At 72.5% G+C, this 22,541-nt stretch carries 16 protein-coding genes; 10 read left to right on the forward strand and 6 right to left on the reverse strand.

The genetic code is table 11. The features are described 5' to 3' along the window. Positions 1-62 precede the first annotated feature (62 nt). The 3 genes from ACO0M4_RS06815 to ACO0M4_RS06825 all read right to left on the reverse strand — a co-directional run bounded on the left by ACO0M4_RS06815 (position 63) and on the right by ACO0M4_RS06825 (position 4,154). Positions 63-929, reverse strand: a complete 867-nt coding sequence (locus ACO0M4_RS06815) for a hypothetical protein (RefSeq protein ID WP_430371279.1) — start codon at positions 927-929, stop codon at positions 63-65. Positions 930-1,241: 312 nt separating this feature from the next. Then, positions 1,242-2,117 (reverse strand): hypothetical protein, encoded by an 876-nt coding sequence (locus ACO0M4_RS06820; protein WP_430368785.1) that lies wholly within the window; start codon positions 2,115-2,117, stop codon positions 1,242-1,244. Positions 2,118-2,486: 369 nt separating this feature from the next. Then, positions 2,487-4,154, reverse strand: a complete 1,668-nt coding sequence (locus ACO0M4_RS06825) for a PucR family transcriptional regulator (RefSeq protein WP_430368787.1) — start codon at positions 4,152-4,154, stop codon at positions 2,487-2,489. A gap of 262 nt (positions 4,155-4,416) precedes the next feature. Between ACO0M4_RS06825 and ACO0M4_RS06830 the strand changes: the two genes are divergently transcribed. The 5 genes from ACO0M4_RS06830 (at position 4,417) to ACO0M4_RS06850 (ending at position 11,324) form a co-directional block, all read left to right on the forward strand. Next, positions 4,417-5,310: an FAD binding domain-containing protein gene (locus ACO0M4_RS06830; RefSeq protein WP_430368788.1), complete on the forward strand. Its 894-nt coding sequence runs from the start codon at positions 4,417-4,419 to the stop codon at positions 5,308-5,310. Beyond that, positions 5,310-5,909, forward strand: coding sequence for a (2Fe-2S)-binding protein (locus ACO0M4_RS06835; protein WP_430368789.1), 600 nt, complete (start codon positions 5,310-5,312; stop codon positions 5,907-5,909). Before ACO0M4_RS06830 ends, ACO0M4_RS06835 begins: the two co-directional genes overlap by 1 nt. Positions 5,910-5,913: 4 nt before the next feature. Then, complete coding sequence (locus ACO0M4_RS06840; RefSeq protein WP_430368790.1) at positions 5,914-8,301, forward strand: xanthine dehydrogenase family protein molybdopterin-binding subunit; 2,388 nt, start codon at positions 5,914-5,916, stop codon at positions 8,299-8,301. 251 nt (positions 8,302-8,552) lie between these two features. Beyond that, a complete protein-coding gene (locus ACO0M4_RS06845) occupies positions 8,553-10,019 on the forward strand; it encodes an NCS2 family permease (RefSeq protein ID WP_430368792.1) in 1,467 nt (488 codons plus the stop codon). 66 nt (positions 10,020-10,085) lie between these two features. Beyond that, positions 10,086-11,324 carry an XdhC family protein gene (locus ACO0M4_RS06850; protein WP_430368793.1) on the forward strand — a complete coding sequence of 413 codons (1,239 nt, stop codon included), beginning with the start codon at positions 10,086-10,088 and terminating at the stop codon, positions 11,322-11,324. A 151-nt stretch (positions 11,325-11,475) separates the two neighbouring features. Here the strand turns inward: ACO0M4_RS06850 and ACO0M4_RS06855 are convergent, their stop codons facing one another. After that, the gene (locus ACO0M4_RS06855; protein WP_430368795.1) at positions 11,476-13,002 is read right to left on the reverse strand and encodes an MFS transporter; all 1,527 of its coding nucleotides are present in this window, start codon (positions 13,000-13,002) and stop codon (positions 11,476-11,478) included. A gap of 84 nt (positions 13,003-13,086) precedes the next feature. On the opposite strand from ACO0M4_RS06855, the gene ACO0M4_RS06860 reads away from it, so the two are divergent. Together ACO0M4_RS06860 and mgtA are read left to right on the forward strand one after the other, a co-directional pair. Then, positions 13,087-13,632 carry a winged helix-turn-helix transcriptional regulator gene (locus ACO0M4_RS06860; protein ID WP_430368797.1) on the forward strand — a complete coding sequence of 182 codons (546 nt, stop codon included), beginning with the start codon at positions 13,087-13,089 and terminating at the stop codon, positions 13,630-13,632. A 504-nt stretch (positions 13,633-14,136) separates the two neighbouring features. Next, positions 14,137-16,926 (forward strand): magnesium-translocating P-type ATPase, encoded by a 2,790-nt coding sequence (mgtA, locus tag ACO0M4_RS06865; protein WP_430368799.1) that lies wholly within the window; start codon positions 14,137-14,139, stop codon positions 16,924-16,926. 40 nt (positions 16,927-16,966) lie between these two features. Here the strand turns inward: mgtA and ACO0M4_RS06870 are convergent, their stop codons facing one another. Continuing rightward, positions 16,967-18,271 (reverse strand): MFS transporter, encoded by a 1,305-nt coding sequence (locus ACO0M4_RS06870; protein WP_430368800.1) that lies wholly within the window; start codon positions 18,269-18,271, stop codon positions 16,967-16,969. 101 nt (positions 18,272-18,372) lie between these two features. Here ACO0M4_RS06870 and ACO0M4_RS06875 point away from each other — a divergent pair, with 101 nt between their 5' ends. Together ACO0M4_RS06875 and ACO0M4_RS06880 are read left to right on the forward strand one after the other, a co-directional pair. Next, positions 18,373-19,419 carry a helix-turn-helix domain-containing protein gene (locus ACO0M4_RS06875; RefSeq protein WP_430368802.1) on the forward strand — a complete coding sequence of 349 codons (1,047 nt, stop codon included), beginning with the start codon at positions 18,373-18,375 and terminating at the stop codon, positions 19,417-19,419. A 73-nt stretch (positions 19,420-19,492) separates the two neighbouring features. Beyond that, positions 19,493-20,746, forward strand: a complete 1,254-nt coding sequence (locus ACO0M4_RS06880) for a GNAT family N-acetyltransferase (protein ID WP_430368804.1) — start codon at positions 19,493-19,495, stop codon at positions 20,744-20,746. On the opposite strand, the gene ACO0M4_RS06885 is transcribed toward ACO0M4_RS06880, so the two are convergent. Further along, positions 20,740-21,309, reverse strand: coding sequence for a GNAT family N-acetyltransferase (locus ACO0M4_RS06885; protein WP_430368805.1), 570 nt, complete (start codon positions 21,307-21,309; stop codon positions 20,740-20,742). The two genes, ACO0M4_RS06880 and ACO0M4_RS06885, sit on opposite strands and share 7 nt — an antisense overlap. A 115-nt stretch (positions 21,310-21,424) precedes the next feature. Between ACO0M4_RS06885 and ACO0M4_RS06890 the strand changes: the two genes are divergently transcribed. Further along, positions 21,425-22,372, forward strand: a complete 948-nt coding sequence (locus ACO0M4_RS06890; protein WP_430368806.1) for a LysR family transcriptional regulator — start codon at positions 21,425-21,427, stop codon at positions 22,370-22,372. Positions 22,373-22,541: the final 169 nt, after the last annotated feature.

Raw genomic sequence — 22,541 nt, forward strand, 5'->3', positions numbered from 1 at the left:
GACGGCCCGGTACTGAGACGGCGCGGCGACGCGGCGGCCGTCGGGGGAGCGGCCGGGCGGGATCAGAAGACGGGCAGCAGCTCCGCGAGCGGCAGCGCCGCGACGTCGGCGGCGGGCCGGGAGACGTACAGCTCGGCGTGGTAGAAGCCGTCGGCCTCCTTGCCGCCGACGGTCAGTCCGCGGGCCGCCAGCGCCTCGAAGGCCGCCCGTCGCTCGGCGTCGTCGGCGAACCGCCGCTGCCGGAACGTTCGCGTGGTGAGCCGCTCGGTCACCAGCCCGGCCCGGGCCAGCAGTGCGGAGACCGGCCGGTACGACACGGTGCGCAGCACGAACGCGGCGACCCAGGGCGGCGCGGTGACGCAGTCGAAGAGCCGGGCGAAGGTGCGTGCGGTGATGTAGCCGACGCCGCCGGTGACGGTGATCAGGTCGGTGCCCGCCAGTGCCCGGCACAGCTCCGGGCTGGCGGCATCGGCCTCCAGGTTCTCCGCGAAGCCGTGGTCGAGCAGTTCGGCCGCCACCGCGTAGCGGACCGCGTGTTCCGCCGCGTCGATGCCGGTCACCCGGGCCGCTCCGGGCCGGCGCCGGGCCGCGTAGAAGGCCCGGTCCGCGTGGGCCAGGCGGGTGCCCTCGGGGGCGTCCGGCCCGCTTGCGGTGTAGCGGCGGTAGAGGTCGTCCAGGGTCACGTCGTGATTGAGTAGCGCCGCATTGACCCCGTACGAGCAGCAGAGGTCGACCACGCGCAAGGGCGGGCGGTCGCCGCGGTGGCGCTGGAGGGTGTCGGCCAGCGCGCGGAACACCGCCTGGCCGTGGTGCGGGATCTGGTACTCCAGGGGTTGCAGCGTGCTGAAGTATCGGCGCGGATCAGGGCAGTTGTAAATCGCCTCAAAATGCGCCTTGCCCCAGTCGGTTCCGGTGCTGGTGTGGGTCACTCCTGCCACGGTGGGCCTCCTGAAGGCTCTGCCATTGGGAAGCTGGTCGCGGACCAGCATCCAGGCCGCGCCGCCGGGCCGCAGTGCGACTTGTGGCCATTCTCGGGGCAGGTGGGGTGAGGCGCTACCGACCGGTCGACGGACGGCCGCCCGGGGCAGCCGCCGCGGGCCGGCCGATCCGCTGCCGGCAGGGCCCGGATCCGGCCATTCGGCCGGCGGGGCGGCATGGCCGAGGTCGGGGGGTTGACGGCCGGCCCGCCGGCCGGCGCCGGGCCCCGGGCGCCGGACGCACCCCGGGGCCCGCCTGGTGGATCAAGGTCGGACCGGCCGGCTCCGGCCCGCCGTCGCCTCCGCCTTAGCCGTCGCCTCCGCCGTCGCCTCCGGCAGGGGCGGCGGGAGCTGGCTCGCGAGCCAGGTGGGGACGCCGCCCATGAGGCGGAAGAGCCGGGCGGCCTCGGTGCGCAGGCGGACCGCCTCGTCCTCCGGGGCGGCGTCGGCCAGGGCCGCCAGTGCCGGTGCGGTACCGACCAGGAAACCCAGCTCCTCACGGATCCGCAGGGACTCCGCGAAACCGTGCCGGGCCTCCGCCAACTCCCCGTCGCGCAGCGCCAGTCCGGCCAGGTGGCGCCAGGTGAAGGAGAGTAACAGGGCGTCACCGTGGGCGGTGGCGCCGGCGTGCGCGCGGCGGTAGGCGGCGCGGGCGGCGTCCGGGCTGTCGGCGAGGTGCTCGGCCATCAGGCCGCGCCGGAAGTCCAGCAGCGGGCGGCCGGCGGTGCCGGGGGCGAGCAGCGCGGCGGCCCGGCCCAGCGCCGAGCGTGCCTCGTCGGCCCGGTCGCGGACACCTAACACCGTTGAGGTGTAAGCGAGTTGGCCGCGTTCGCAGGCGGCGCGGCCGCGTTCGTCGTCGTCGCCGGCGAGCGCCTCCGCGGTGCGCAGCGCGTCCTCGGCCTCGGCCCAGCCGGCGGCGGTGAACATGCAGCGCTCGACCAGCAGTGCGGCGCGGCGCAGGGCGGCGGACGCCTGCCGGGCCGCGTGCGGCTCCAGGAGGGCGGCCGCGTCGAGCCAGCAGCCGCGGGAGCGCAGCCGCCACACGGCGCGGTCCAGGGGATCGTCCCCTGCGGGGCTGGCTGCCATCGGTGCGGATCCCGGCCGTGGTGCCGGGACCGGTACCTGATCCGCGGACCTCATGGAATCCGCGGGTTCCGCGGATCCGGACATGGCGGTATCCGCCACAGTGCCCTCCCCGAGCGCGCCGTTGAGACGGGAATGCAGGATGCTGTGGGCGCATCTCAGCACGAATCCCGTCGCCGGGCCAAGGGGGTGGGTGAAAGATTTCACAATCGCGCGGGGCGGTTCAGGTGGCCGGTATGCGGTGGTTCGGCCGTGGTGCGGGGCGGTCCGATCGCCCGGTGCGGCAACGCCGTTGACGTGACGCCCCCCGAACGGGGGACCCCGGACGGCGTACGGCCGGCGGTCGTCGTGCACCGCGCGCGGGCCCGGTACGGAATCCGTACCGGGCCCGGCCTTCAGTCGACCTGACGGGTCGTCAGCTCATGGTCAGCTCATCCGCAGCGCGAGGAAGAAGTCCAGCTTGTCCTCCAGGCGCGAGAGGTCGCGGCCGGTCAGCTGCTCGATCCGACCCACCCGGTAGCGGAGGGTGTTGACGTGCAGGTGCAGGCGGGTCGCGCAGCGCGTCCAGGAGCCGTCGCAGTCGAGGAACGCCTCCAGGGTGGGGATCAGCTCGGCGCGGTGGCGGCGGTCGTAGTCCCGCAGCGGGTCCAGGAGCCGGGCGGTGAAGGCCCGGCGGACGTCGTCGGGGACGAACGGCAGTAGCAGGACGTGCGAGGCCAACTCCTCGTGGCCGGCGGCGCAGACCCGGCCGGGGCGGGCGGCCGCGACCCGGCGGGCGTGCCGGGCCTCCTCCAGGGCGCCGCGCAGCCCCTCGGCCGAGTGCACCGAGGCGCTGACGCCGACGGTCAGCCGGCCGTCGTCGGCCAGCCCGCGGCCGAGCGGTTCCTGGACGACGCGCAGCAGCTGTTCGGCGTGCAGGCCGTCCGTCGTGGCGGTGTCGGTGGAGTCCTCAAGGACGGCGGGCAGTGGCACCAGCGCCACCGCCTCGTCGCCGGTGTGCGCCACCGCGATCCGGTCCGACGGCTCGGGGCCGAACGTGCCGGGGTCGACCAGCACCTCTTCCAGGAGGCTCTGCGCCACCGGGCCGCCGGGCACGTCGCTGCCCTCCCACTCGACCCGGGCCACCACGATCTGCCAGTGCGGGGCGACGCCCAGACCGGGAAGCAGGACCGGCGCGGCCACCCGCAGCCGGGCGGCGATCTCGGCCGGCGGCGCACCCGTCTGGACCAGCTCCAGGACCTCCTGGGCGAGCCGGCGGCGGACCGTACGGGAGGCGTCCCGGCGGTCCCGTTCGACGGCGATCAGCTGGGTGACGCCGTGCAGCAGGTCCAGTCGCTCCTCGGACCAGTCGCCGGCGTCCGCCTCGACCGCCAGCAGCCAGTCGCTGAGCAGCGTCTGCCGCAGGTCACGGCTCTCGTAGCGGATCGGGAAGAGCGAGTAGGTGGAGCCGCCGAGGGCGATCCGGTGCGGGCCGCGGCGGCCGCTGCGGGCGGCCGCCAGGTGCTCACCGGCCAGCCGGGCGCCCAGCTCCGGGGGCAGCTCGGGACCGGCGCCGGCCAGGCTGGAGCCGGCGATCTGCCGGCCGGTGGGGGAGAGTACCCAGGCCCGTAGGTCCAGGTCGGAGCCGAGGAGGTCCAGGACCACCTCGGGGCCGCCGCCGGCCGGTCCGGAGGTCATCATCCGCCGGTGCCGGTCCACCACGGCGGCCAGGTCGCCGGCCCGCTCGCTGGAGACCTGCCGGACCACGTACTCGGTGATCGAGGCGAACGAGACCGTCTCGTCGACCGAGAACAGTGGCAGCCGGTGCCGGGAGCAGGCCAGGACGAGGTCGTCGGGGATGGCGCCCAGCTCGGCCTCGCCGGCCGCGAGCCCGGCGACGCCGGCGGCGGCCAGGATGCGGACGAACCGTTCGGAGTCCTCCGCTTCCCGGCGCCAGGCCAGGCCGGTGAGGACCAGTTCCCCTCCGGAGAGGTATCGGCTGGGGTCCCGCAGGTCGGTGGTCATCACGCCACGGACGGTACGGTCCAGCTCCTCCTCGCCCCCGAGGAGCTTCAGGCCCAGAGAGTGTGTGTCCAGGAGTGCGCGGAGCCGCATGACCTCGCCCGCCGTTCTGTGCTGTCTCGTGTTGCCGGTGGAATGCCGCGAGGTTTTGATCCCTCGTCTTTCGTTCGAATCTACAAGACGGGCACGGTGGCCAGCCAACCGCTTCATGGTTTCGGTGACTGCACCGGGTGGGGCCACAGCGCGTTCACTATGCCCAACCGCGTTAACAAGACATGAACGGCGCCATGGCGGCGAAGACCCAAGGTCCCGACCATGAGCAGCGAACGACCCGATTTCGTAGAAGAGGCCAACCATGGACTTCCTTCGCCCCGCCAGCTGGGAGGAGGCGCTCGCCGCCAAGGCAGAGCACCCTACCGCTGTACCCATCGCGGGCGGTACGGACGTGATGGTCGAGATCAACTTCGACCACCGCCGCCCGGAGTACCTGCTCGACCTGAACCGGATCGGTGACCTGGGCGAGTGGGAGGTCGGGGAGAAGACCGTACGCCTGGGCGCCTCCGTCCCGTACACCACGATCATGGAGAACCTGCGGGTCGAGCTGCCGGGCCTGGCCCTGGCCTCGCACACCGTGGCCTCCCCGCAGATCCGCAACCGCGGCGGCGTCGGCGGCAACCTCGGCACCGCCTCCCCGGCCGGTGACGCGCACCCCGCACTGCTCGCCGCCGGCTGCGAGGTCGAGGTCGAGTCCGCCGCCCGCGGCGTGCGCCTCATCCCGATCGACGAGTTCTACCTCGGGGTCAAGCGCAACGCACTCCAGGCGGACGAGCTGATCCGCGCGGTGCACCTGCCCAAGGCCGACGGCCCGCAGCAGTTCTCCAAGGTCGGCACCCGCAACGCGATGGTCATCGCGGTGTGCGCCTTCGGTATCGCGCTGCACCCGGAGACCCGCACGGTCCGCACCGGCATCGGTTCGGCCGCGCCCACCCCCGTACGGGCCAAGGACGCCGAGACGTTCCTCAACGCCGCGCTCGAAGAGGGCGGGTTCTGGGACAACGGCAAGATCATCACCCCGTCGGTCGCCAAGCAGTTCGCGGACCTGTGCTCCGCCGCCTGCAACCCCATCGACGACGTGCGCGGTACCGCTTCGTACCGCCGTCACGCGGTCGGCATCATGGCCCGCCGCACGCTCAGCTGGGCCTGGGAGTCCTACCGCGGCCAGGCCGCGCGCACGGAGGGAGTCGCGTAATGCGTGTCAATTTCACGGTCAACGGCCGCAAGCAGGAAGCCGACGACGTGTGGGAGGGCGAGTCCCTGCTGTACGTGCTGCGCGAGCGGCTCGGCCTGCCCGGCTCCAAGAACGCCTGTGAGCAGGGCGAGTGCGGATCGTGCACGGTCCGCCTGGACGGCGTGCCGGTGTGTTCGTGCCTGGTCGCCGCCGGACAGGTGGAGGGCCGCGAGGTCGTCACCGTCGAGGGCCTCGCCGACTTCGCCAAGAACCGCTCCTGCGGCGGCCACGAGGCGGGCGGCTCCTGCGGTACGTCGCTCCAGGAAGCCCAGGACTGGTCCGCCAAGGGCACCGACTCGCAGACCGGTGAGGGCGCCGAACTCTCCCCGATCCAGCAGGCGTTCATCGACGCGGGCGCCGTCCAGTGCGGCTTCTGCACGCCGGGTCTGCTGGTCAACGCCGACGAGCTCCTGGAACGCAACGCGAACCCGAGCGACGCGGACATCCGCGAGGCGCTGTCGGGCAACCTGTGCCGCTGCACGGGCTACGAGAAGATCATGGACGCGGTGCGTCTCGCCGCCGCGCGCCAGTCCGAGACTGTTCCGAGCCAGGGAGTCTGACGCCATGGCCGACACACGTACGACCGGTATCCCCGCGAACGTCACCCAGGGATCCCAGACCAAGGGCGGCATCGGCGAGTCCACGCTCCGCCCCGACGGCACCCTGAAGGTCACCGGCGAGTTCGCCTACTCCTCGGACATGTGGCACGAGGACATGCTGTGGGGCCAGATCCTGCGGTCCACGGTGGCGCACGCCGAGATCGTGTCCATCGACACCTCCGAGGCCCTCGTGATGGACGGCGTCTACGCCGTCCTGACGCACGACGACCTGCCGGCCGCGAAGAACTACGGCATGGAGTTCCAGGACACCCCGGTTCTCGCCTACGGCAAGGTCCGGCACCACGGTGAGCCGGTCGCCCTCGTGGCCGCCGACCACCCGGAGACCGCGCGCCGCGCCGCCGCGAAGATCAAGATCGAATACCGGGAACTGCCCGTCATCACCGATGAGGTCTCGGCGGTCGCCCCGGACGCGATCCTGGTCCACGAGAACCGCGGCGACCACCACGCCGGGCACGTCCCGCACCCGAACATCGTGCACCGCCAGCCGATCATCCGCGGCAACGCCGCCGAGGCCGCCAAGAAGGCCGATGTCATCGTCAAGGGCGAGTACACCTTCGGCATGCAGGACCAGGCGTTCCTCGGCCCGGAGTCCGGCCTCGCGGTGCCGGCTGAGGACGGCGGCGTCGACCTGTACGTGGCCACCCAGTGGCTGCACTCGGACCTCAAGCAGATCGCCCCGTGCCTCGGCCTGCCCGAGGAGAAGGTGCGCATGACGATGTCCGGCGTCGGCGGCGCGTTCGGCGGCCGCGAGGACATCTCGATGCAGATCCTCGCCTCCGTGCTCGCGCTGCGCACGGGCAAGCCGGTGAAGATGGTCTACAACCGCTACGAGTCCTTCTTCGGGCACGTGCACCGGCACCCGGCGAAGCTCTACTACGAGCACGGCGCCACCAGGGACGGCAAGCTCACGCACCTGAAGTGCAAGATCGTCCTCGACGGCGGCGCCTACATGTCGTCCACGCCGTCGGTCGTCGGCAACGCCGCGTCCCTCTCGGTCGGCCCGTACGTCATCGACGACGTCGAGATCGAGGCGGTCGGTCTCTACACCAACAACCCGCCCTGCGGCGCCATGCGTGGCTTCGGCGCGGTCCAGGCGTGCTTCGCGTACGAGGCCCAGATGGACAAGGTCGCCGCCGAACTGGGCATGGACCCGGTGGAGTTCCGGCAGAAGAACGCCATGGAGCAGGGCACGATCATGCCGACCGGCCAGCCGGTCGACTCGCCCGCGCCGGTCGCCGAACTGCTGCGCCGCGTCAAGGCCCGCCCGATGCCGCCCGAGCGCCAGTGGGAGTCCAGCGAGGGCGCCGACGTCCGCGCGCTGCCGGGCGGTCTTTCCAACACCACGCACGGCGAGGGCGTCGTCCGAGGCGTCGGCTACGCGGTCGGCATCAAGAACGTCGGCTTCTCCGAGGGCTTCGACGACTACTCGACCGCGAAGATCCGCATCGAGGTCATCAACGGCGAGGCCGTCGCGACCGTCCACACCGCCGCGGCGGAGGTCGGCCAGGGCGGTGTCACCATCCACGCGCAGATCGCCCGCACCGAGCTCGGCGTCCAGCAGGTCACCATCCACCCCGCCGACACCCAGGTGGGCTCGGCCGGTTCGACCTCCGCAGGCCGCCAGACGTACATGACCGGCGGCGCCATCAAGAACTCCTGCGGACTCGTCCGCGAGAAGGTCCTGGAGATCGGCCGGCGCAAGTTCGGCTCGTACCACCCGGCGTGGGCCACCGCCGAACTCCTCCTGGAGGGCGGCAAGGTCGTCACCGACGGCGGCGAGGCCCTCGCCACCATCGTGGACGTCCTGGAGGACGAGGCCGTGGAGATCGAGGAGGTGTGGCGGCACCGCCCCACCGAGGCGTTCGACCTCGTCACCGGCCAGGGCAACGGCCACGTCCAGTACGCCTTCGCGGCGCACCGCGCGGTCGTGGAGGTCGACACCGAGCTCGGCCTGGTCAAGGTCATCGAACTGGCCTGCGCCCAGGACGTCGGCAAGGCGCTCAACCCGCTCTCCGTCGTCGGCCAGATCCAGGGTGGCACCACCCAGGGCCTGGGCGTGGCGGTGATGGAGGAGATCATCGTCGACCCGAAGACCGCGAAGGTGCGCAACCCCTCCTTCACGGACTACCTGATCCCGACCCTCCTCGACACGCCGACCATCCCGGTCGACTACCTCGAACTGGCCGATCCGAACGCGCCGTACGGCGTGCGCGGCATCGGCGAGGCTCCCACCCTGTCGTCCACTCCGGCCGTCCTCGCGGCGATCCGGAACGCGACCGGGTTGGAGCTCAACAAGACTCCGGTACGCCCTGAGCACCTGACAGGTAAGTAACGGAGAACCGTCCGGGGCCGCCTCCCCAGGCCCCACATCCTCCGGGCGGTGCGCACCAAGGGGTGTCCTGTCCGTCCTCCTCAGCGCACCGCCCGGAGTTCTCCCCGCACCACACCCAGACTGACCTGCAACAACTCGACGCAGTCAGTATCCGTTCGTCTCGGGCCGTCCCCCGGGTCGTGCAGCCGACTATCCATCCCAAATCTCGTCGCCTCGGCGAGTGCCCCTTTGAACCTTGGGAGTAAGGCACCATGACCCAGCAGTCCACTGAGCCGAGGACCACGGCGGATGACGCGGGTGACGGCTCACGCCAGCCCGCCGGCCGTTCCTGGCTCGACCGGTACTTCCACATATCCGACCGAGGGTCGTCCTTCGCGCGGGAGACGCGCGGCGGCATCACCACCTTCATGGCCATGTGTTACATCCTGCTGCTCAACCCGGTGATTCTGGGTTCGGTACAGGACGTCCAGAAGAACTCACTCGAACACAACGCGCTGGTCACCGCCACCGCGCTGGGTGCGGCGAGCTGCACCCTGCTGATGGGCTTCATCGGCAAGGTCCCGCTGGCGCTGGCCGCCGGCCTCAACGTCTCCGCGGCCCTGACCACCCAGGTGGTCCCGCACATGACCTGGCCGCAGGCCATGGGCATGTGTGTGATGTACGGCGTGGTCATCTGCCTCCTGGTCGTCACCGGGTTGCGCGAGATGGTCATGAACGCCATCCCGCTGGCCCTGAAGCACGCCATCACCATGGGCATCGGCATGTTCGTCGCCCTGCTCGGACTGGTGAAGGCCGGCTTCGTGGGCAAGGGCGCCGGTGGTCCGGTCACGCTCGGCAGCGACCTCTCCGGTCATCTGGTCGGCTGGCCGGTCCTGTTCTTCTGCATCACGCTCCTCCTGATCTTCATGCTCCAGGCCCGCAAGGTGCCCGGTGCCATCCTCATCGGCATCGTCGTCGGCTCCGCGCTGGCCATCGGTGCCACCAAGCTCGGCGGGCTGACCGCGAAGGACTGGGGCGGTACGCCCCCGACCCTGAGCGGCAGCGCGGTGTCCATGCCGGACTTTGGACTCTTCGGGCACGTCGAGTTCGGTGGCTGGGGCTCCATCGGGGCGCTCAGCGTCACGATGATCGTCTTCACCTTGGTGCTGGCCGGGTTCTTCGACGCCATGGCCACCATCATCGGCGTCGGCACCGAGGCCAAGCTCGCCGACGACAAGGGTCGGATGCCGGGCCTGTCCAAGGCGCTCTTCGTCGACGGTGCGGGCGGTGCGATCGGTGGTCTGACCGGTAGCTCCGGCCAGACGGTCTTCATCGAGTCGGCCAGCGGCGTCGGCGAGGGTGCCCGGACCGGCCTGTCGTCCGTCATCACCGGTCTGCTCTTCGCGGCCTGCCTCTTCTTCACCCCGGTCACCCAGCTCGTGCCTGCCCAGGTGGCCGCTGCCGCGCTGGTCGTCATCGGTTCGATGATGATGAGTGTGGCCGGCCATGTGGACTGGAGCGATCGGGCGACCTCGATCCCAGTGTTCCTCACCGTGGCTCTGATGCCGTTCACGTACCAGATCACCACCGGCGTCGGTGCCGGCGTCATCGCCTACACCGCCATCAAGGCGGCCCAGGGCAAGTGGCGCGAGATCGGTGCCTTCATGTGGGTGCTGACCGGCATCTTCCTGGTCTACTTCTCGCTCCATCCGATCGAGCAGTGGCTGGGCGTCAAGTAACGCCCGCCTCCCCCCACTCGGCTTTACTCGAGTGGGGGGACCGCATCCGTCCGTAAGGAGACCGACATGCTGGACATCGCCGAAGAGCTGAACCGGTGGGTAGAGCAGGGACGCACGTTCGCGGTGGCCACCGTCGTGGCAACCAACGGCAGCGCACCCCGCCAGCCCGGCGCCGCGCTCGCCGTCGACAGCGACGGTACGGCGATCGGTTCGGTCTCCGGAGGATGTGTGGAGGGGGCGGTCTACGAGCTGTGCCAGGAGGCCCTGGAGACCGGCCAGCCGGTCTTGGAGCGCTTCGGGTACAGCGATGAGGATGCCTTCGCGGTGGGCCTGACCTGCGGCGGAATCATCGACATCTTCATCGCTCCGGTACGGGCGAGCGCCCCCGGCGCTGCCGCCGCCGGCAGCGCGGGGGACGTGGTGGACAGCAACGCCGCAACGCTCGCCGCCGCGTTGGCCGCCGCCTCCTCGGGGGAGGCGGCGGCGGTCGCGCGGGTCATCGAAGGGCCGGCCGACCTGCTCGGCCGCGCCCTCCTGGTGCGCCCCGACGGCAGCCACACCGGCAGCCTCGGGGGCCACCCGGCCCTGGACCGCACCGCGGTCGAGGAGACCTGCGCCCTGCTGGACGCCGGACGGACCACCACGCTGGAGATCGGCGCGGGCTTCGCATCCGAGGAAGAATCGGAGGGCGAAGGCGGAGCGCAGCGGAGCGGTTCCCGGTGCGGTCAGCCGGTCGTCCTCCTCGTCGAATCCTCCGTCCCCGCGCCCCGGATGATCGTCTTCGGCGCCATCGACTTCGCGTCCGCGCTGGTCAGGGTCGGCAAGTTCCTCAACTACCACGTCACCGTCTGCGACGCCCGCCCCGTCTTCGCGACGCGGACCCGCTTCCCGGACGCGGACGAGATCGTCATCGATTGGCCGCACCGCTACCTCGACTCCCAGCAGCTCGACTCCCGTACGGTGCTCTGCGTCCTCACCCACGACGCCAAGTTCGACGTCCCCCTGTTGGAGCGGGCGCTCAAGCTCCCGGTCGCCTACGTCGGCGCGATGGGCTCCCGCCGCACCCACCTCGACCGCCAGCAGCGACTGCGCGACATCGGACTCACCGAGATCGAGCTGAACCGGCTGCGCTCGCCCATAGGGCTGGACCTGGGCGCCCGGACGCCCGAGGAGACCGCGCTCTCCATCGCCGCCGAGATCGTCGCCAACCGCCGCGGCGGCACCGGCGCCCCGCTGACCGGCGCCCACACCCCCATCCACCACGAGACGCCCCGGTCGGTGGGACGGATCGGGGAAGTGGCCTGACGGGCCGTCAAGAGTGGTGTGCGTGACGCCGGTTGGTGAGCGGGACGCCGTCCCGAGCCAGTACTTGGCCTACGGGACCGACAAGACCTACGGGGCCTACGAGACTGAAGACGGTCGCCTGGGTTCACTGGATTCCCTGGATTTACCAGACCTACGGGACCGGCGTACCTGACGCCGTCGGACCCGAGGGAGGGCGGACCTGTGGTTCGCCACGGCACGGGCGCGGCGCAGTGTGGGGGCCGCGCCCGTGCCGGTTCGCTTCCGGACGCCCGCCGGGGCCGTCCGGACGGTCCGGCGGCGCGGCGGGGCGACGCCGCGCCAGTCCGACCACCCCCACCAGCAGCGCCAGCGCCGCCAACCCGGCCGGGACGGTCAGCCCCGCGTGATAGCCGGCGAGCACGGCGCCGGGCGTGCCGCCGGCCCCGGTCGCCGCGACCGTCACCGCGGTCACCGCCGACAGTCCGAACGCCGCACCGAACTGGAACGAGGTGTACAACAGGCCGCCGGCCAGGCCCTGTTCGGCGGCCGCGACACCGTCCGTCGTGACGATCGTCAGCGGCCCGTAGACCAGCGCGAAGGAGACGCCGACCAGCAGCATGCTGGGGAACATCGCCAGGTACGGCCAGTCCGCCCGCACCGGCAGGAACAGCGCATAGCCCACCCCGGCGCACAGCAGGCCCGTGACGATCACTCGGGCGTGCCCGAACCGCCGCACCAGCCGCGGGGTGAGCACCGGTGCCAGCACCGCATCGGCGCCCATCGCCAGCATCGCGTAACTGGTCCGCTCGGCCGACCAGCCGCGCAGTTCCTGGAAGTAGAGCACCGCGATGAACTGGAAGCCGAAGAACCCCGCGGTGAACAGCAGCCCCATCCCGTTGGCCCGGACCAGCGGCCAGGACCGCAGGAGGCCCAGCCGCACCAGCGGCGCCGCGGACCGTCGCTCGATCACCACGAACGCCGTCAGCAGCGCCACCCCCGCGGCGAGCACCGCCGCGGTGCGCAACACCGGTGCGTGCGCGGCCTGTTCGACGCCGAGGACGAGCAGCAGCACCGCACCGGTCACGGTGAGCGCGCCGGCCACGTCGACCGGCGGCCGGGCGCCGTCGCGCACCGCGTCCCGCGGCACCAGGCGGAGTCCGCCGATCAGCACCAGCAGCGCCGGCACCATCGGCGCGAAGAAGACCCAGCGCCAGTCGACGGCGGTCAGCAGCCCGCCCGCGATCAGCCCGGCCGAGAATCCGCCGCCGGCGGTCCCGGAGTAGATCAGCAGGGCCCGGTCGCGGCGTGGCCCGGCCGGGAAGCTGGTGGTGATGATGGACAGCCCGGCGGGGGCCATGAACGCCGCGCACACCCCGGTCACGAAGCGCGCCCCGATCAGCGTCCAGCCCTCGGTCGCCAGCCCGCCGAGCCCCGAGAAGACGGTGAACACCGCGAGCGGCACCAGGAACATCCGGCGCCGCCCGAACAGGTCCGCGGCCCGCCCGCCGAGCAGCATGAACCCGCCGTAGCCCAGCACGTACGCGCTCATCACCCACGTCAACTCGCCGGTGGACAGCCCCAGTTCAGTACGGATCGGGGGCAGGGCGACATTGAGCATGCCGATGTCGATGCCCTCCAGGAAGATCGCCCCGCAAAGGACGAGCAGCAGCGCCCGGGGCGCTGCCGGGGACCGGGACATAGCGGTGCTCCTCACATGACCATGACGCGTGCCGTGCTGGTTACCTCTTGTTACTGACCGCATCGTGCGGCACCGTGGGGGATCATGGAAGAAGGCACTGTGAAGTCACCGGGTTACTCGGGAGGAACCATGGGCGAGGAACCGGCCACCGCTCCCGCCGACTGTGCCGGTGCCGGTGTCGGCACCGGTGTGGGTGTCGGTGTCGATGGGGATGACGGCGGCGATTGCGACTACGACGCCCGCCAGTGGGACGTCCGCGAGGGCTGCGAGGTCCGCCAGATCCTCGACCGGGTCGCCGACAAGTGGTCGCTCCTGGCCATCGCCCTGCTCGACCGGCGGGTGCTGCGCTTCACCGAACTCCGCCGGGAGATCGACGGCATCAGCCAGCGGATGCTGACCGTCACCCTGCGCCAGTTGGAGCGCGACGGCCTGGTCCGCCGTACCGTCCACCCGGTCGTCCCGCCGCGGGTGGACTACGAACTGACGCCGCTGGGCGCGACCCTGCACGACACCATTCAGTCCCTGGTTACTTGGACCGAGGAACACCAAAACGAAATTGCCGTGGCCCGGTCCGCCTATGACGAACGGATCGCCCGGGAACGACGCGACGCACCTCACACTCCGAATTGACGGAATGGGCCGAAAGAATGACGGGCCACCGGTGAACGTATGGCAGGATGGGGCATCGAGGGCGCTCTTCTGAGCGGCGCCCGGCGATGTCCGCGCGAGCGAGGAGGTGATCGGGATGAGTCCCGAAGGAAGTCCTTGCCGCAGCGCTGTTTTCTGCTGATCGCGCGATCGCCCTGTGCTCCGCGTGATCGCGGTTCCGCTCCGCACTGCTGTGCGCATTCACCGGTGATTCCCGGGCGCTTCGCGCTGCCCGTCGGACCGGGTCGAACCGTATTGCCGTAACGGCCCTTCCGTGCTGCCTTTTTGCCGGTGCACTCCTTCTTCCCGGTATTTGTCGGTATTTCTCGGTATTTCCCGGTAATTATCCGTAATTCTCAGCGCCCGCGCGCACCGGCCATTTCGGCCTGCCCGAAAACAATTCCGTCGTCGAATCCGAGATTCCTGTCTTCGCGGTTCGACGGCGGTCGGTCCGGCCTGCCCGCCTGCGCGTCAGGAGGCTTCGTCATGATCACGACGACTACACCGCCCACACCGCCCACCCCCGAGACCCTCGCTCCGCCGGGCCGACGGCCCCGCCGGGAGCGCCGGGCCGCCGAGTTGGAGGCCCGCACCCGGCGCATCGCCGGCCGGCTCGCCGAGTTCAGCGCCTGCCCCGCCGAGCAGGTCCTCCACGACCTCCGCAGCACCCCGGCCGGCCTCACCCACCGCGAGGCGGTGGACCGCCGGGAGCGCAACGGCGCCAACGCCATCGCCCAGGAGCGTCCGCCGCGCTGGTACGTCCAGCTCGCCAAGGCGTCCTGGAACCCGTTCATCCTGGTGCTCGTCGTCCTGGTCGCCGTGATGTACGGCCAGTGGCTCCAGGTCGCCGACACCGAGCCGTTCGACCCGAAGATCGCCATTCTCGGCGCGATGGTGCTGATCAGCGTCGGACTGCGGTTCTGGCAGGAACACCGCTCCGGTGCCGCGGCCGCCGCGCTGCGCGCCCTGGTCACCACGACCACCGCGGTGCAGCGCCGGGCGGGCCGCGGCCGGCTGCCCGCCGCGATCGAGGTCCCCATGGCCGACGTGGTCACCGGCGACCTCGTCAAGCTGGCCGCCGGCGACCTGGTCCCGGCCGATCTGCGTCTGCTCGCCGCCAAGGACCTGATGGTCAGTCAGGCCGCGCTGTCCGGCGAGTCGCTGCCGGTCGCCAAGGCCGACACCCGGCTGGCCACCGACCGCGGCCAGGACTCCACCCGCGACCCGATCGAGGCCGACAACCTCGTCCTGACCGGCACCTCCGTCACCTCCGGCACCGCCACCGGGGTCGTCGTCGCCACCGGCGCGGACACCTACCTCGGCTCCATGGCCGGTTCACTGGTCGGCGAGCGCCCGGAGACCAGCTTCGACATCGGCGTCAAGAAGGTCAGCTTCCTGCTGATCCGCTTCATGCTGGTGATGGTCCCGGTGGTGTTCCTCATCAACGGGCTCACCAAGGGCGACTGGGCAGAGGCGTTCACCTTCGCGGTGGCGGTCGCGGTCGGCCTCACCCCCGAGATGCTGCCGATGGTCGTCACCACCAACCTGGCGCGCGGCGCGGTCGCGCTGTCCCGCCGCAAGGTCGTCGTCAAGCACCTCAACGCCATCCAGAACCTCGGTGCCATGGACGTGCTGTGCACCGACAAGACCGGCACCCTCACCGAGGACCGGATCGTGTTGGACCGCTACCTCGACGTGCACGGCCGGTCCGACACCGAGGTCCTCGAACACGCCTACCTCAACAGCCACTTCCAGACCGGGCTGCGCAACCTGATGGACCAGGCCGTCATCGACCGGATGCACGAGGCCGAGGAGGTTGTCGTCGACGCCCGCTTCACGCTGGTCGACGAGATCCCCTTCGACTTCGCGCGCCGCCGGATGTCGGTCGTGTTGCGCCGCAACGACCTCGACGGACCCGCCGCCGAACACCTCCTGATCACCAAGGGAGCGGTCGAGGAGGTCCTCGACCGCTGCGACCGGGTCGTCCACGCCGGCGACACTGTCGAACTCACCGACGCGCTACGGGACACCGTGCTGCGCACCGCCGAGGACCACAGCCGGCAGGGCCTGCGGGTACTGGCGGTGGCCACCCGCACCGTGCCCGTTCCCGTTCCCGTCACCGTCCCCCACGGCACGGGAGGCGACCCCACCAGCTACACCGTCGCGGACGAGGCCGAGCTCACCCTGATCGGCTTCCTCGCCTTCCTCGACCCGCCGAAGCGGGACGCGGCCGAGGCGCTGCGGGCGCTCGCCGACAACGGCGTCGCGGTCAAGGTCGTCACCGGCGACGGCGAACTGGTCGCCGCCCGGGTCTGCGAGCAGGTCGGCATCGCCCCCGGCACCCCCGTCACTGGCGCCGAGATCGACACCCTCGACGACCTGGAACTGCTCGCCCGGGCCCGTACGGCAACCTTGTTCGCCAAGGTCAACCCGGTCCAGAAGGCCCGGATCGTGCGCGCCCTCCAGGCCGACGGACACACCGTCGGGTTCCTCGGCGACGGCATCAACGACGCCGCCGCGCTGCGCGACGCCGACGTCGGCATCTCCGTCGACACCGCCGTCGACATCGCCAAGGAGTCCGCCGACATCATCCTGCTGGAGAAGGACCTCACCGTCCTCGGCCAGGGCGTGCTGCGCGGCCGGCTGACCTTCGGCAACACCATCAAGTACCTGAAGCTGACCGCCTCGTCGAACTTCGGGAACGTCTTCTCGGTGCTCGCCGCCTCCGCGTTCATCCCGTTCCAGCCGATGCTGGCGCTGCAACTGCTGGTACAGAACCTCTGCTACGACATCTCCCAACTGGCCACTCCCTGGGACCGGATGGACGCCGCCTACCTGCGCACCCCGCGCAAGTGGGACGCCCGGGGCATCCGCCGCTTCATGCTCGTCCTCGGCCCGACCAGCTCCGTCTTCGACCTCACCACCTTCGCGCTGATGTGGTACGTCTTCGGCGCCAACAGCGAGGCCCACCAGGCGCTGTTCCAGTCCGGTTGGTTCGTCGAGGGCCTGCTGACCCAGACCCTGGTCGTCCACATGCTGCGGACCCGGCGGATCCCCTTCGTCCAGTCCCGGGCCACCTGGCCGGTGCTGCTGATGACCGTGCTGGTGATGGGCGTCGGCCTGTGGCTGCCGTTCTCGCCGCTGGCCGGGGCGCTGGGCATGCAGGCGCTGCCGCTGGCCTACTTCCCTTGGCTGGCCGGGACGTTGGCGGCGTACTGCCTGCTCACCCAGGGGGTGAAGCGGTGGTACATCCGCCGGTTCGACGAGTGGCTGTGAGCTGATCCGCGCCGGCGCCCCGCGTCCGTGGCACCCGGTCCTACGGGCCGGGTGCCACGGGCACGGGGCCCTCGCCGTTCCCGGCCGGCCGGGCGTGCCGCACGCCGCGCACCGCCCCCGACGCCAGCGGCAGCACCGCGGCGACCGCGGACACCACCCCGGCGACCGCGACCACCCGGAACCCGCCGTACGCCCGGGCCAGCGGCCCCACGCACAGCTGCCCCACCGGGATCGCCGCGTACGACAGCAGCTCGCTGGTGGCCGCGACCCGGGACAGCGCACCGGCCGGAACGTGTTCCTGGAGCGAGGTGTCCCAGGCGATGCCCGTCACACAGACCCCGAGTCCCGCGGCGAAACCGCCCGCGATCAACCACGGTGCGTCCCACCGCGCGCCGAGCACCAGCAGCGGCACCGCCCCCAACGCGCTCGCCGCCTGTCCCAGCGCCAGCAGCCGGCCGACCGCCAACCGGTACAGCAGAGCCCCGCTCACCAGCAGCCCGATGCCGCGGGCGCTGAGCACGAGCCCCCAGGCGGCCCGGCCGGCGGTCCGTTCGGTCAGCGTCGGGCCCAGGATCTGCCAGGTCCCGGTCTGCACCAGATTGATCACGAAGAACGACAGCGTCACCGGCCCCGCCCACCGGACCCGCCGGAACTCCCGCCAGCCGCCGCGGATCCCGGACCACAGGGCGACCGGCCCGCGCGCGAGCCCACCCGTGCCGCCCGGCAGCCGGGCCAGGCATCCGGCGGCGACCGCGTAGCTCACCGCGTCGCAGGTGATCGCCGGCCCGCTGCCGACCGCCACCACCAGCAGTCCCGACACGCTCGGCCCCAGCACCTTGGCGGCGTTCCGCACCGTGCTCAGCAGCGCATTGGCCGGCCGCAGCGCCGCGGGCCCGACCAACTCCGGGACCAGACCGCGCAACGCCGGGCTGGTGAACGCCGCGCACACCCCGCCCAGCACCTCCAGTCCTGCGACCGACGGCAGCGCGTAGTTCCCGGTCAGCAGCAGTCCGGCGACCGCGCCCTGGGCGGCCGCCGAGCCCAGGTTCGCGGCCACCAGCACCGTCCGGCGCCGGAACCGGTCCGCAGTCGCCCCGCCCACCAGCAGGAACGCCAGCAGCGGCAGCATCCGGGCGGCCAGTACGACCCCGAGGTCGCCGGGGCGGCCACCCGAGCCGTCCAGCACCGCGAACGCCAGCGCCACCGGCGCCATCGCACTGCCCAGCAGCGACACCGCCTGACCGGCCAGGAGCCAGCGGAAACCGGGGTAGGAGAGGGGCAGCGCGGGGTTCCGGGCGGGCGGTCCCGGCCGGGGAACGGGGGCGGAGGCGGGGGCGGAGTCCATGGGCGGGAGTCTGCGGGGCGCGACGCGGAAACCTATGCTTTCGGTCGGAGCCGAAAGGTCCGGCGACCACACCCGCACGACCCGGAGGGAGGCCGAGCCGGATGGCGGTACTGCGTCTGACCCCCCTCGCCCTCTCCCGCTCCCGTTTCGCCCTGTCACCGCTGGCCGAAACCCTCGGCACGGTGATCGCGCTGGCGCGGCCCGGGCCCGCCCCCTGGCACGCGGCCTGGCACGCCCGCCGACTCCCGGCCCTCACCGCCGCCCTGGACGCCGACCCGTTCGCCGCCGGCCTGATCGGACTGATCAGTGCCACGACCTGGCTGCCCCGCTGCGTGGCGATCCCCCCGACGGACGGCCTGCGCACCACCCTCGCCGGCGAGTTGGCCGCCGTCCGCGCCGTCTCCGACGCCGACTTCCGCGCCGAACTGGAGACGTCCCTGGCCCACCCGCACCCCCGGTACGCCGCCCGTCACCGCCGCCAGCACGACCTGTCCTGGCTCACCGGACACGACTGGGCCGCCCGCACCGCCGACCTGCTGCACGCCCTGTGGACCGCGCACATCGCCCCGGACTGGCCCCGCCGCCGTACCCTCCTCGAACGCGACATCGCCCACCGGGCCGGACTGCTCGCCACCCGGGGCTGGCCCGCCGCCCTGGACCAGATGAGCCGTCACAGCACCTGGGTGGGCCCGGACGCCATCCGCTTCGGCCACCGCCCCGGCCCGGACCGCGACATCGGCGACACCGGCATGCTCTTCGTGCCGGTGAGCCTGGCCACCGGCACCTGGCTCTGCGAGGGCCCGCCCGGCCACTACGCCCAGGTGTACCCGGCCCGCGGCGCCGCCGCCGCGCCCCCCGCCGCGACCGCCTCTCCGACGACCGCCACCGGCCCCGACCGCGCCCTGGAACGCCTGGTCGGCACCGGCCGCGCCGGCCTCCTGCACGCCCTCCGGCAGCCCGCGACCAGCACCGAACTCGCCGCCCGCCTCCAGCAGTCCCTGGGCACCGTCGGCGGCCACCTGGCCGTCCTGCGGGACGCCGGGCTGGTCGTCGGGACGCGGGTCGGACGGCGGGTGGTGTACCGGCGCACCGAGCGCGGCGACCTGCTGATAGGCGACGGGGAAGGGGACGCGTCGGCGAAGGGGTGATACGGGGCCGAAACGCACCGCCGGCGCGGAAAACCGGATGAGGGCGGCGGACCCGCCCGGTTAGCGTCCCCCCGTGACAACGCATCACCGTACGGAACTGACCCTCCGCGACATCCCGGACGCGGACCTCGACCAGGCGGTCGAGCTCACCGCCCGCTCCTTCCACCTGAAGCTCGACGGCAAGGGCCGCGCCCACCAGCGCGAGGTCCTGCGCCGCGCGGTCCGGATCGGCGCCTACGACGGCGGGACGCTGGCCGGCATGGCCGCCGCCCACCGCCTCCGGCTCGCCGTACCAGGCCCCCAACTCCCCTGCGCAGCACTGGACTTCGTCTCCGTCGCGGCCACCCACCGGCGGCGCGGCGCCCTGACCGCGATGCTCGACCAGCTGTGGCGGCGGTGCGCCGCCGAACGACTGCCGCTGGCCTGCCTCTGGGCCTCGGAGAGCGCGATCTACGGCCGGTTCGGCTTCGGCGCCGCCACCGAGGCGTACCGCCTGGAGATCGACTCCAGCCGTCCGCTGGCGCTCCGCATCACCCCCGACGACCGCCCGCTGCGGCTGCTCGATCCGGCCGAGGCGCCGGCCGTTCTCGGACCGTTCCACGAGACGCAACTGACCCTGAACGCAGGGCAGTTCAGCCGCGAACCGCAATGGTGGCGCAGCCACGTGCTCGGCCTGGACGACTCCGAGGACGACGAGGACGAGTACGGCCCGCTGCGGGTGGTGGTGCTGGGCGCCGCCGGCGAACCGCCCGGCGGCTACGCCCTCTACCGCACCCGCGGCGCCGACGACCACGGGCCCGGCGCGGTCGACGTCCAGGAACTGGCGGCCGCCTCGGCCCCGGCCGCCGCCGCGCTGTGGACCTACCTCGCCGGCATCGACCTGACCAGCACCGTCCACGCCCACGCCCGGCCCGTCGACGACCCCCTGCTACTCTTCGTCGCCGACCGCGACCAGGTACGGGTCACCCGCCAGGAACCCTGCCTGTGGCTGCGGCTGGTGGACGTCGGCGCCGCTGTCACCGCCCGCTCCTGGGCCGCCCCGGTGGACCTCGTCCTCGACGTCCGGGACACCGTCCTGCCCGCCAACGACGGACGCTTCCGACTGACCGTCGGACGGCCCGGCGCCGCCGCCACCTGGACGCCGACCACCGACACCGCCGATGTCGGGCTGGACGTGCGGGAGTTGGCGGCCTGCTACCTGGGCGGGGTCCCGCTGCGCCGGCTCGTCCGGGCGGGGTTGGCCGACGAGCACACGCCGGGCGCGGTCCGCCGCCTGGACACCGCCCTGGAGACCGAGCGGCTGCCGTTCACCGGGGAGGACTACTGAGCCGTCCGCCGGGCCGGTCGCGCCGGTCGCAGCGCCGCCATCAGCAGCACGTCGTGCCGGGCCCCATCCCAGTACAGCGCCTCGCGCAGCCGGCCCTCCACCGCGAAACCACACGCCTCGTAGGCGCGCCGGGCCCGCTCGTTGTAGGCGAAGACCTCCAACTGGACGCGGTGCAGGCCCACCCGGTCGAAGGCGTACCCGAGCAGCAGTCGGATCGCCTCCGGGCCCAGGCCGCGGCCGGTGGCGGCGGGGGCCAGGGCGATCCGGAAGGTGCCGTGGTCGTTGTCCCGGTCGATCCGGTTCAGTGCCAGATCGCCGAGGTAGCCGCCGGTGTCCCGGTCCTCGATGGCCAGATCCAGTCGGTCGGAGCGGCCCGCGCACTCGGCGATCCAGGCGCCGATCTCCGCCCGGGTCCAGTCGTGGTGGGCACCGGTCAGCCGTCTGGTCTCCGGGTCCTGGAAGGTGGCGTGGAAGGCGTCCGCGTGCCGGTCGGACAGCGGGACCAGCCGGATCCGGCCGCCTTCGAGGACCGGCTTCTCGCGGAGGGCGGTGGCATCGATCATGGGGAGATGATGGCCGCGCCGCCGCCGGCGCGCCAACGAAATTGACCCGGCGCCGCCACCGTTGGAGCCGGTGGCACACGGGCGCCGTGGCCCGAAGGGCCGGGGAGGGGCGGGCGTGGAACTCCAACAGGTGCGCTGTTTCGTCGTGGTCGCGGAGGAAGGGCAGCTCGGGCGGGCCGCCGAGCGCCTGGGCCTGGTGCGGTCGGCCGTGGAGCAGCGGATCCGCCGGCTGGAACGCGACCTGCGGACCAAGCTGTTCGACCCCGCGCTGCCGCGGCCGCGCCTGACCGCCGCCGGCGAACGGTTCCTCCCGGCGGCCCGGGCGCTGCTCGCTGCGGAGGAACGCGCCCGCGCCGTGCTCGCGCACCGTACCGCCGTCGCGGCGACCCCCGGCACCCCCGTCCGCACCCTGCGCCTGGGCACCAGCCCGGGCCTGGCCGGGCACCTGGACCGGGTGCTGGCCGCGCTCGCCCGGATCGCCCCGCAGCTCACCGTCGCGCCGGTCACCGCGCCGGCCCCGGAGCGGCCGGCCCTGGTCGGGTCCGGCGCCCTGGACGCCGCGTTCGTCCGCGTCCCGGCCCCCGGCGCCGCCCGGGACGGGCTCCGCCACGTCCCGCTCTGGCAGGACCCTCTGGTCGCGGCCGTCCCGGCCCGGCACCCGCTGGCCGCCTCGCCGGGCACCCTCAGCCTCGCCGAACTCGCCGACGTCCCCTTGGTCCTCACCGACCGCCGCGACAACCCGCCGCTGGTCGACCTGGTCGCCACCGCCTGCCACGACGCCGGTTTCACCCCCGTACCAGGCCCCTGGCACGGCTCGCTCGACGCCACCCTCACCGCGATCGGCTCCTGCACCGCGGCCGCGGGGATGTGGACCGTCGTCTACGACACCTACGCCCGCCGGCTGCCCGCGCCCGGCGTGACGTACCTGCCGTTCCGCAACCCGGGCATGGAACTGACCACCTCCCTCGTGGTCCGCCGCGCCGATCCGCCCGACGGCGTCGACCTGCTGCTGCGGGCCTGCGCGGCGGCGGGGGAGTGCGGCACGACGGCCGTCTGCCGCTGACCCGCCCGGACGGACGACGAACCTGGCGGCCGCGACCACGCACCACCCGGCGACGCACGCCCCGGCCACGCACCACCGGGTGGCGCACGACGCCCCTCCCGGCCGCCCACATGATCGTTTCCTGACCCAAAACCGCTGCCTGAACCCCTGCCGGCGGCCGCAACTGCCA

It is taken from the genome of Streptomyces sp. RGM 3693 (assembly GCF_050471125.1).
Classification (GTDB): domain Bacteria; phylum Actinomycetota; class Actinomycetes; order Streptomycetales; family Streptomycetaceae; genus Streptomyces.

Bases quoted from the DNA above. Each gene is read 5' to 3' on its own strand.
- ACO0M4_RS06825 (WP_430368787.1), bottom strand. From the start codon at position 4,154: ATGCGGCTCCGCGCACTCCTGGACACACACTCTCTGGGCCTGAAGCTC.
- ACO0M4_RS06855 (WP_430368795.1), bottom strand. From the start codon at position 13,002: ATGTCCCGGTCCCCGGCAGCGCCCCGGGCGCTGCTGCTCGTCCTTTGC.
- ACO0M4_RS06845 (WP_430368792.1), top strand. From the start codon at position 8,553: ATGACCCAGCAGTCCACTGAGCCGAGGACCACGGCGGATGACGCGGGT.
- ACO0M4_RS06820 (WP_430368785.1), bottom strand. From the start codon at position 2,117: ATGAGGTCCGCGGATCAGGTACCGGTCCCGGCACCACGGCCGGGATCC.
- ACO0M4_RS06850 (WP_430368793.1), top strand. From the start codon at position 10,086: ATGCTGGACATCGCCGAAGAGCTGAACCGGTGGGTAGAGCAGGGACGC.
- ACO0M4_RS06870 (WP_430368800.1), bottom strand. From the start codon at position 18,271: ATGGACTCCGCCCCCGCCTCCGCCCCCGTTCCCCGGCCGGGACCGCCC.
- ACO0M4_RS06885 (WP_430368805.1), bottom strand. From the start codon at position 21,309: ATGATCGATGCCACCGCCCTCCGCGAGAAGCCGGTCCTCGAAGGCGGC.
- ACO0M4_RS06875 (WP_430368802.1), top strand. From the start codon at position 18,373: ATGGCGGTACTGCGTCTGACCCCCCTCGCCCTCTCCCGCTCCCGTTTC.
- ACO0M4_RS06840 (WP_430368790.1), top strand. From the start codon at position 5,914: ATGGCCGACACACGTACGACCGGTATCCCCGCGAACGTCACCCAGGGA.
- ACO0M4_RS06860 (WP_430368797.1), top strand. From the start codon at position 13,087: ATGGAAGAAGGCACTGTGAAGTCACCGGGTTACTCGGGAGGAACCATG.
- ACO0M4_RS06830 (WP_430368788.1), top strand. From the start codon at position 4,417: ATGGACTTCCTTCGCCCCGCCAGCTGGGAGGAGGCGCTCGCCGCCAAG.
- ACO0M4_RS06835 (WP_430368789.1), top strand. From the start codon at position 5,310: ATGCGTGTCAATTTCACGGTCAACGGCCGCAAGCAGGAAGCCGACGAC.
- mgtA (WP_430368799.1), top strand. From the start codon at position 14,137: ATGATCACGACGACTACACCGCCCACACCGCCCACCCCCGAGACCCTC.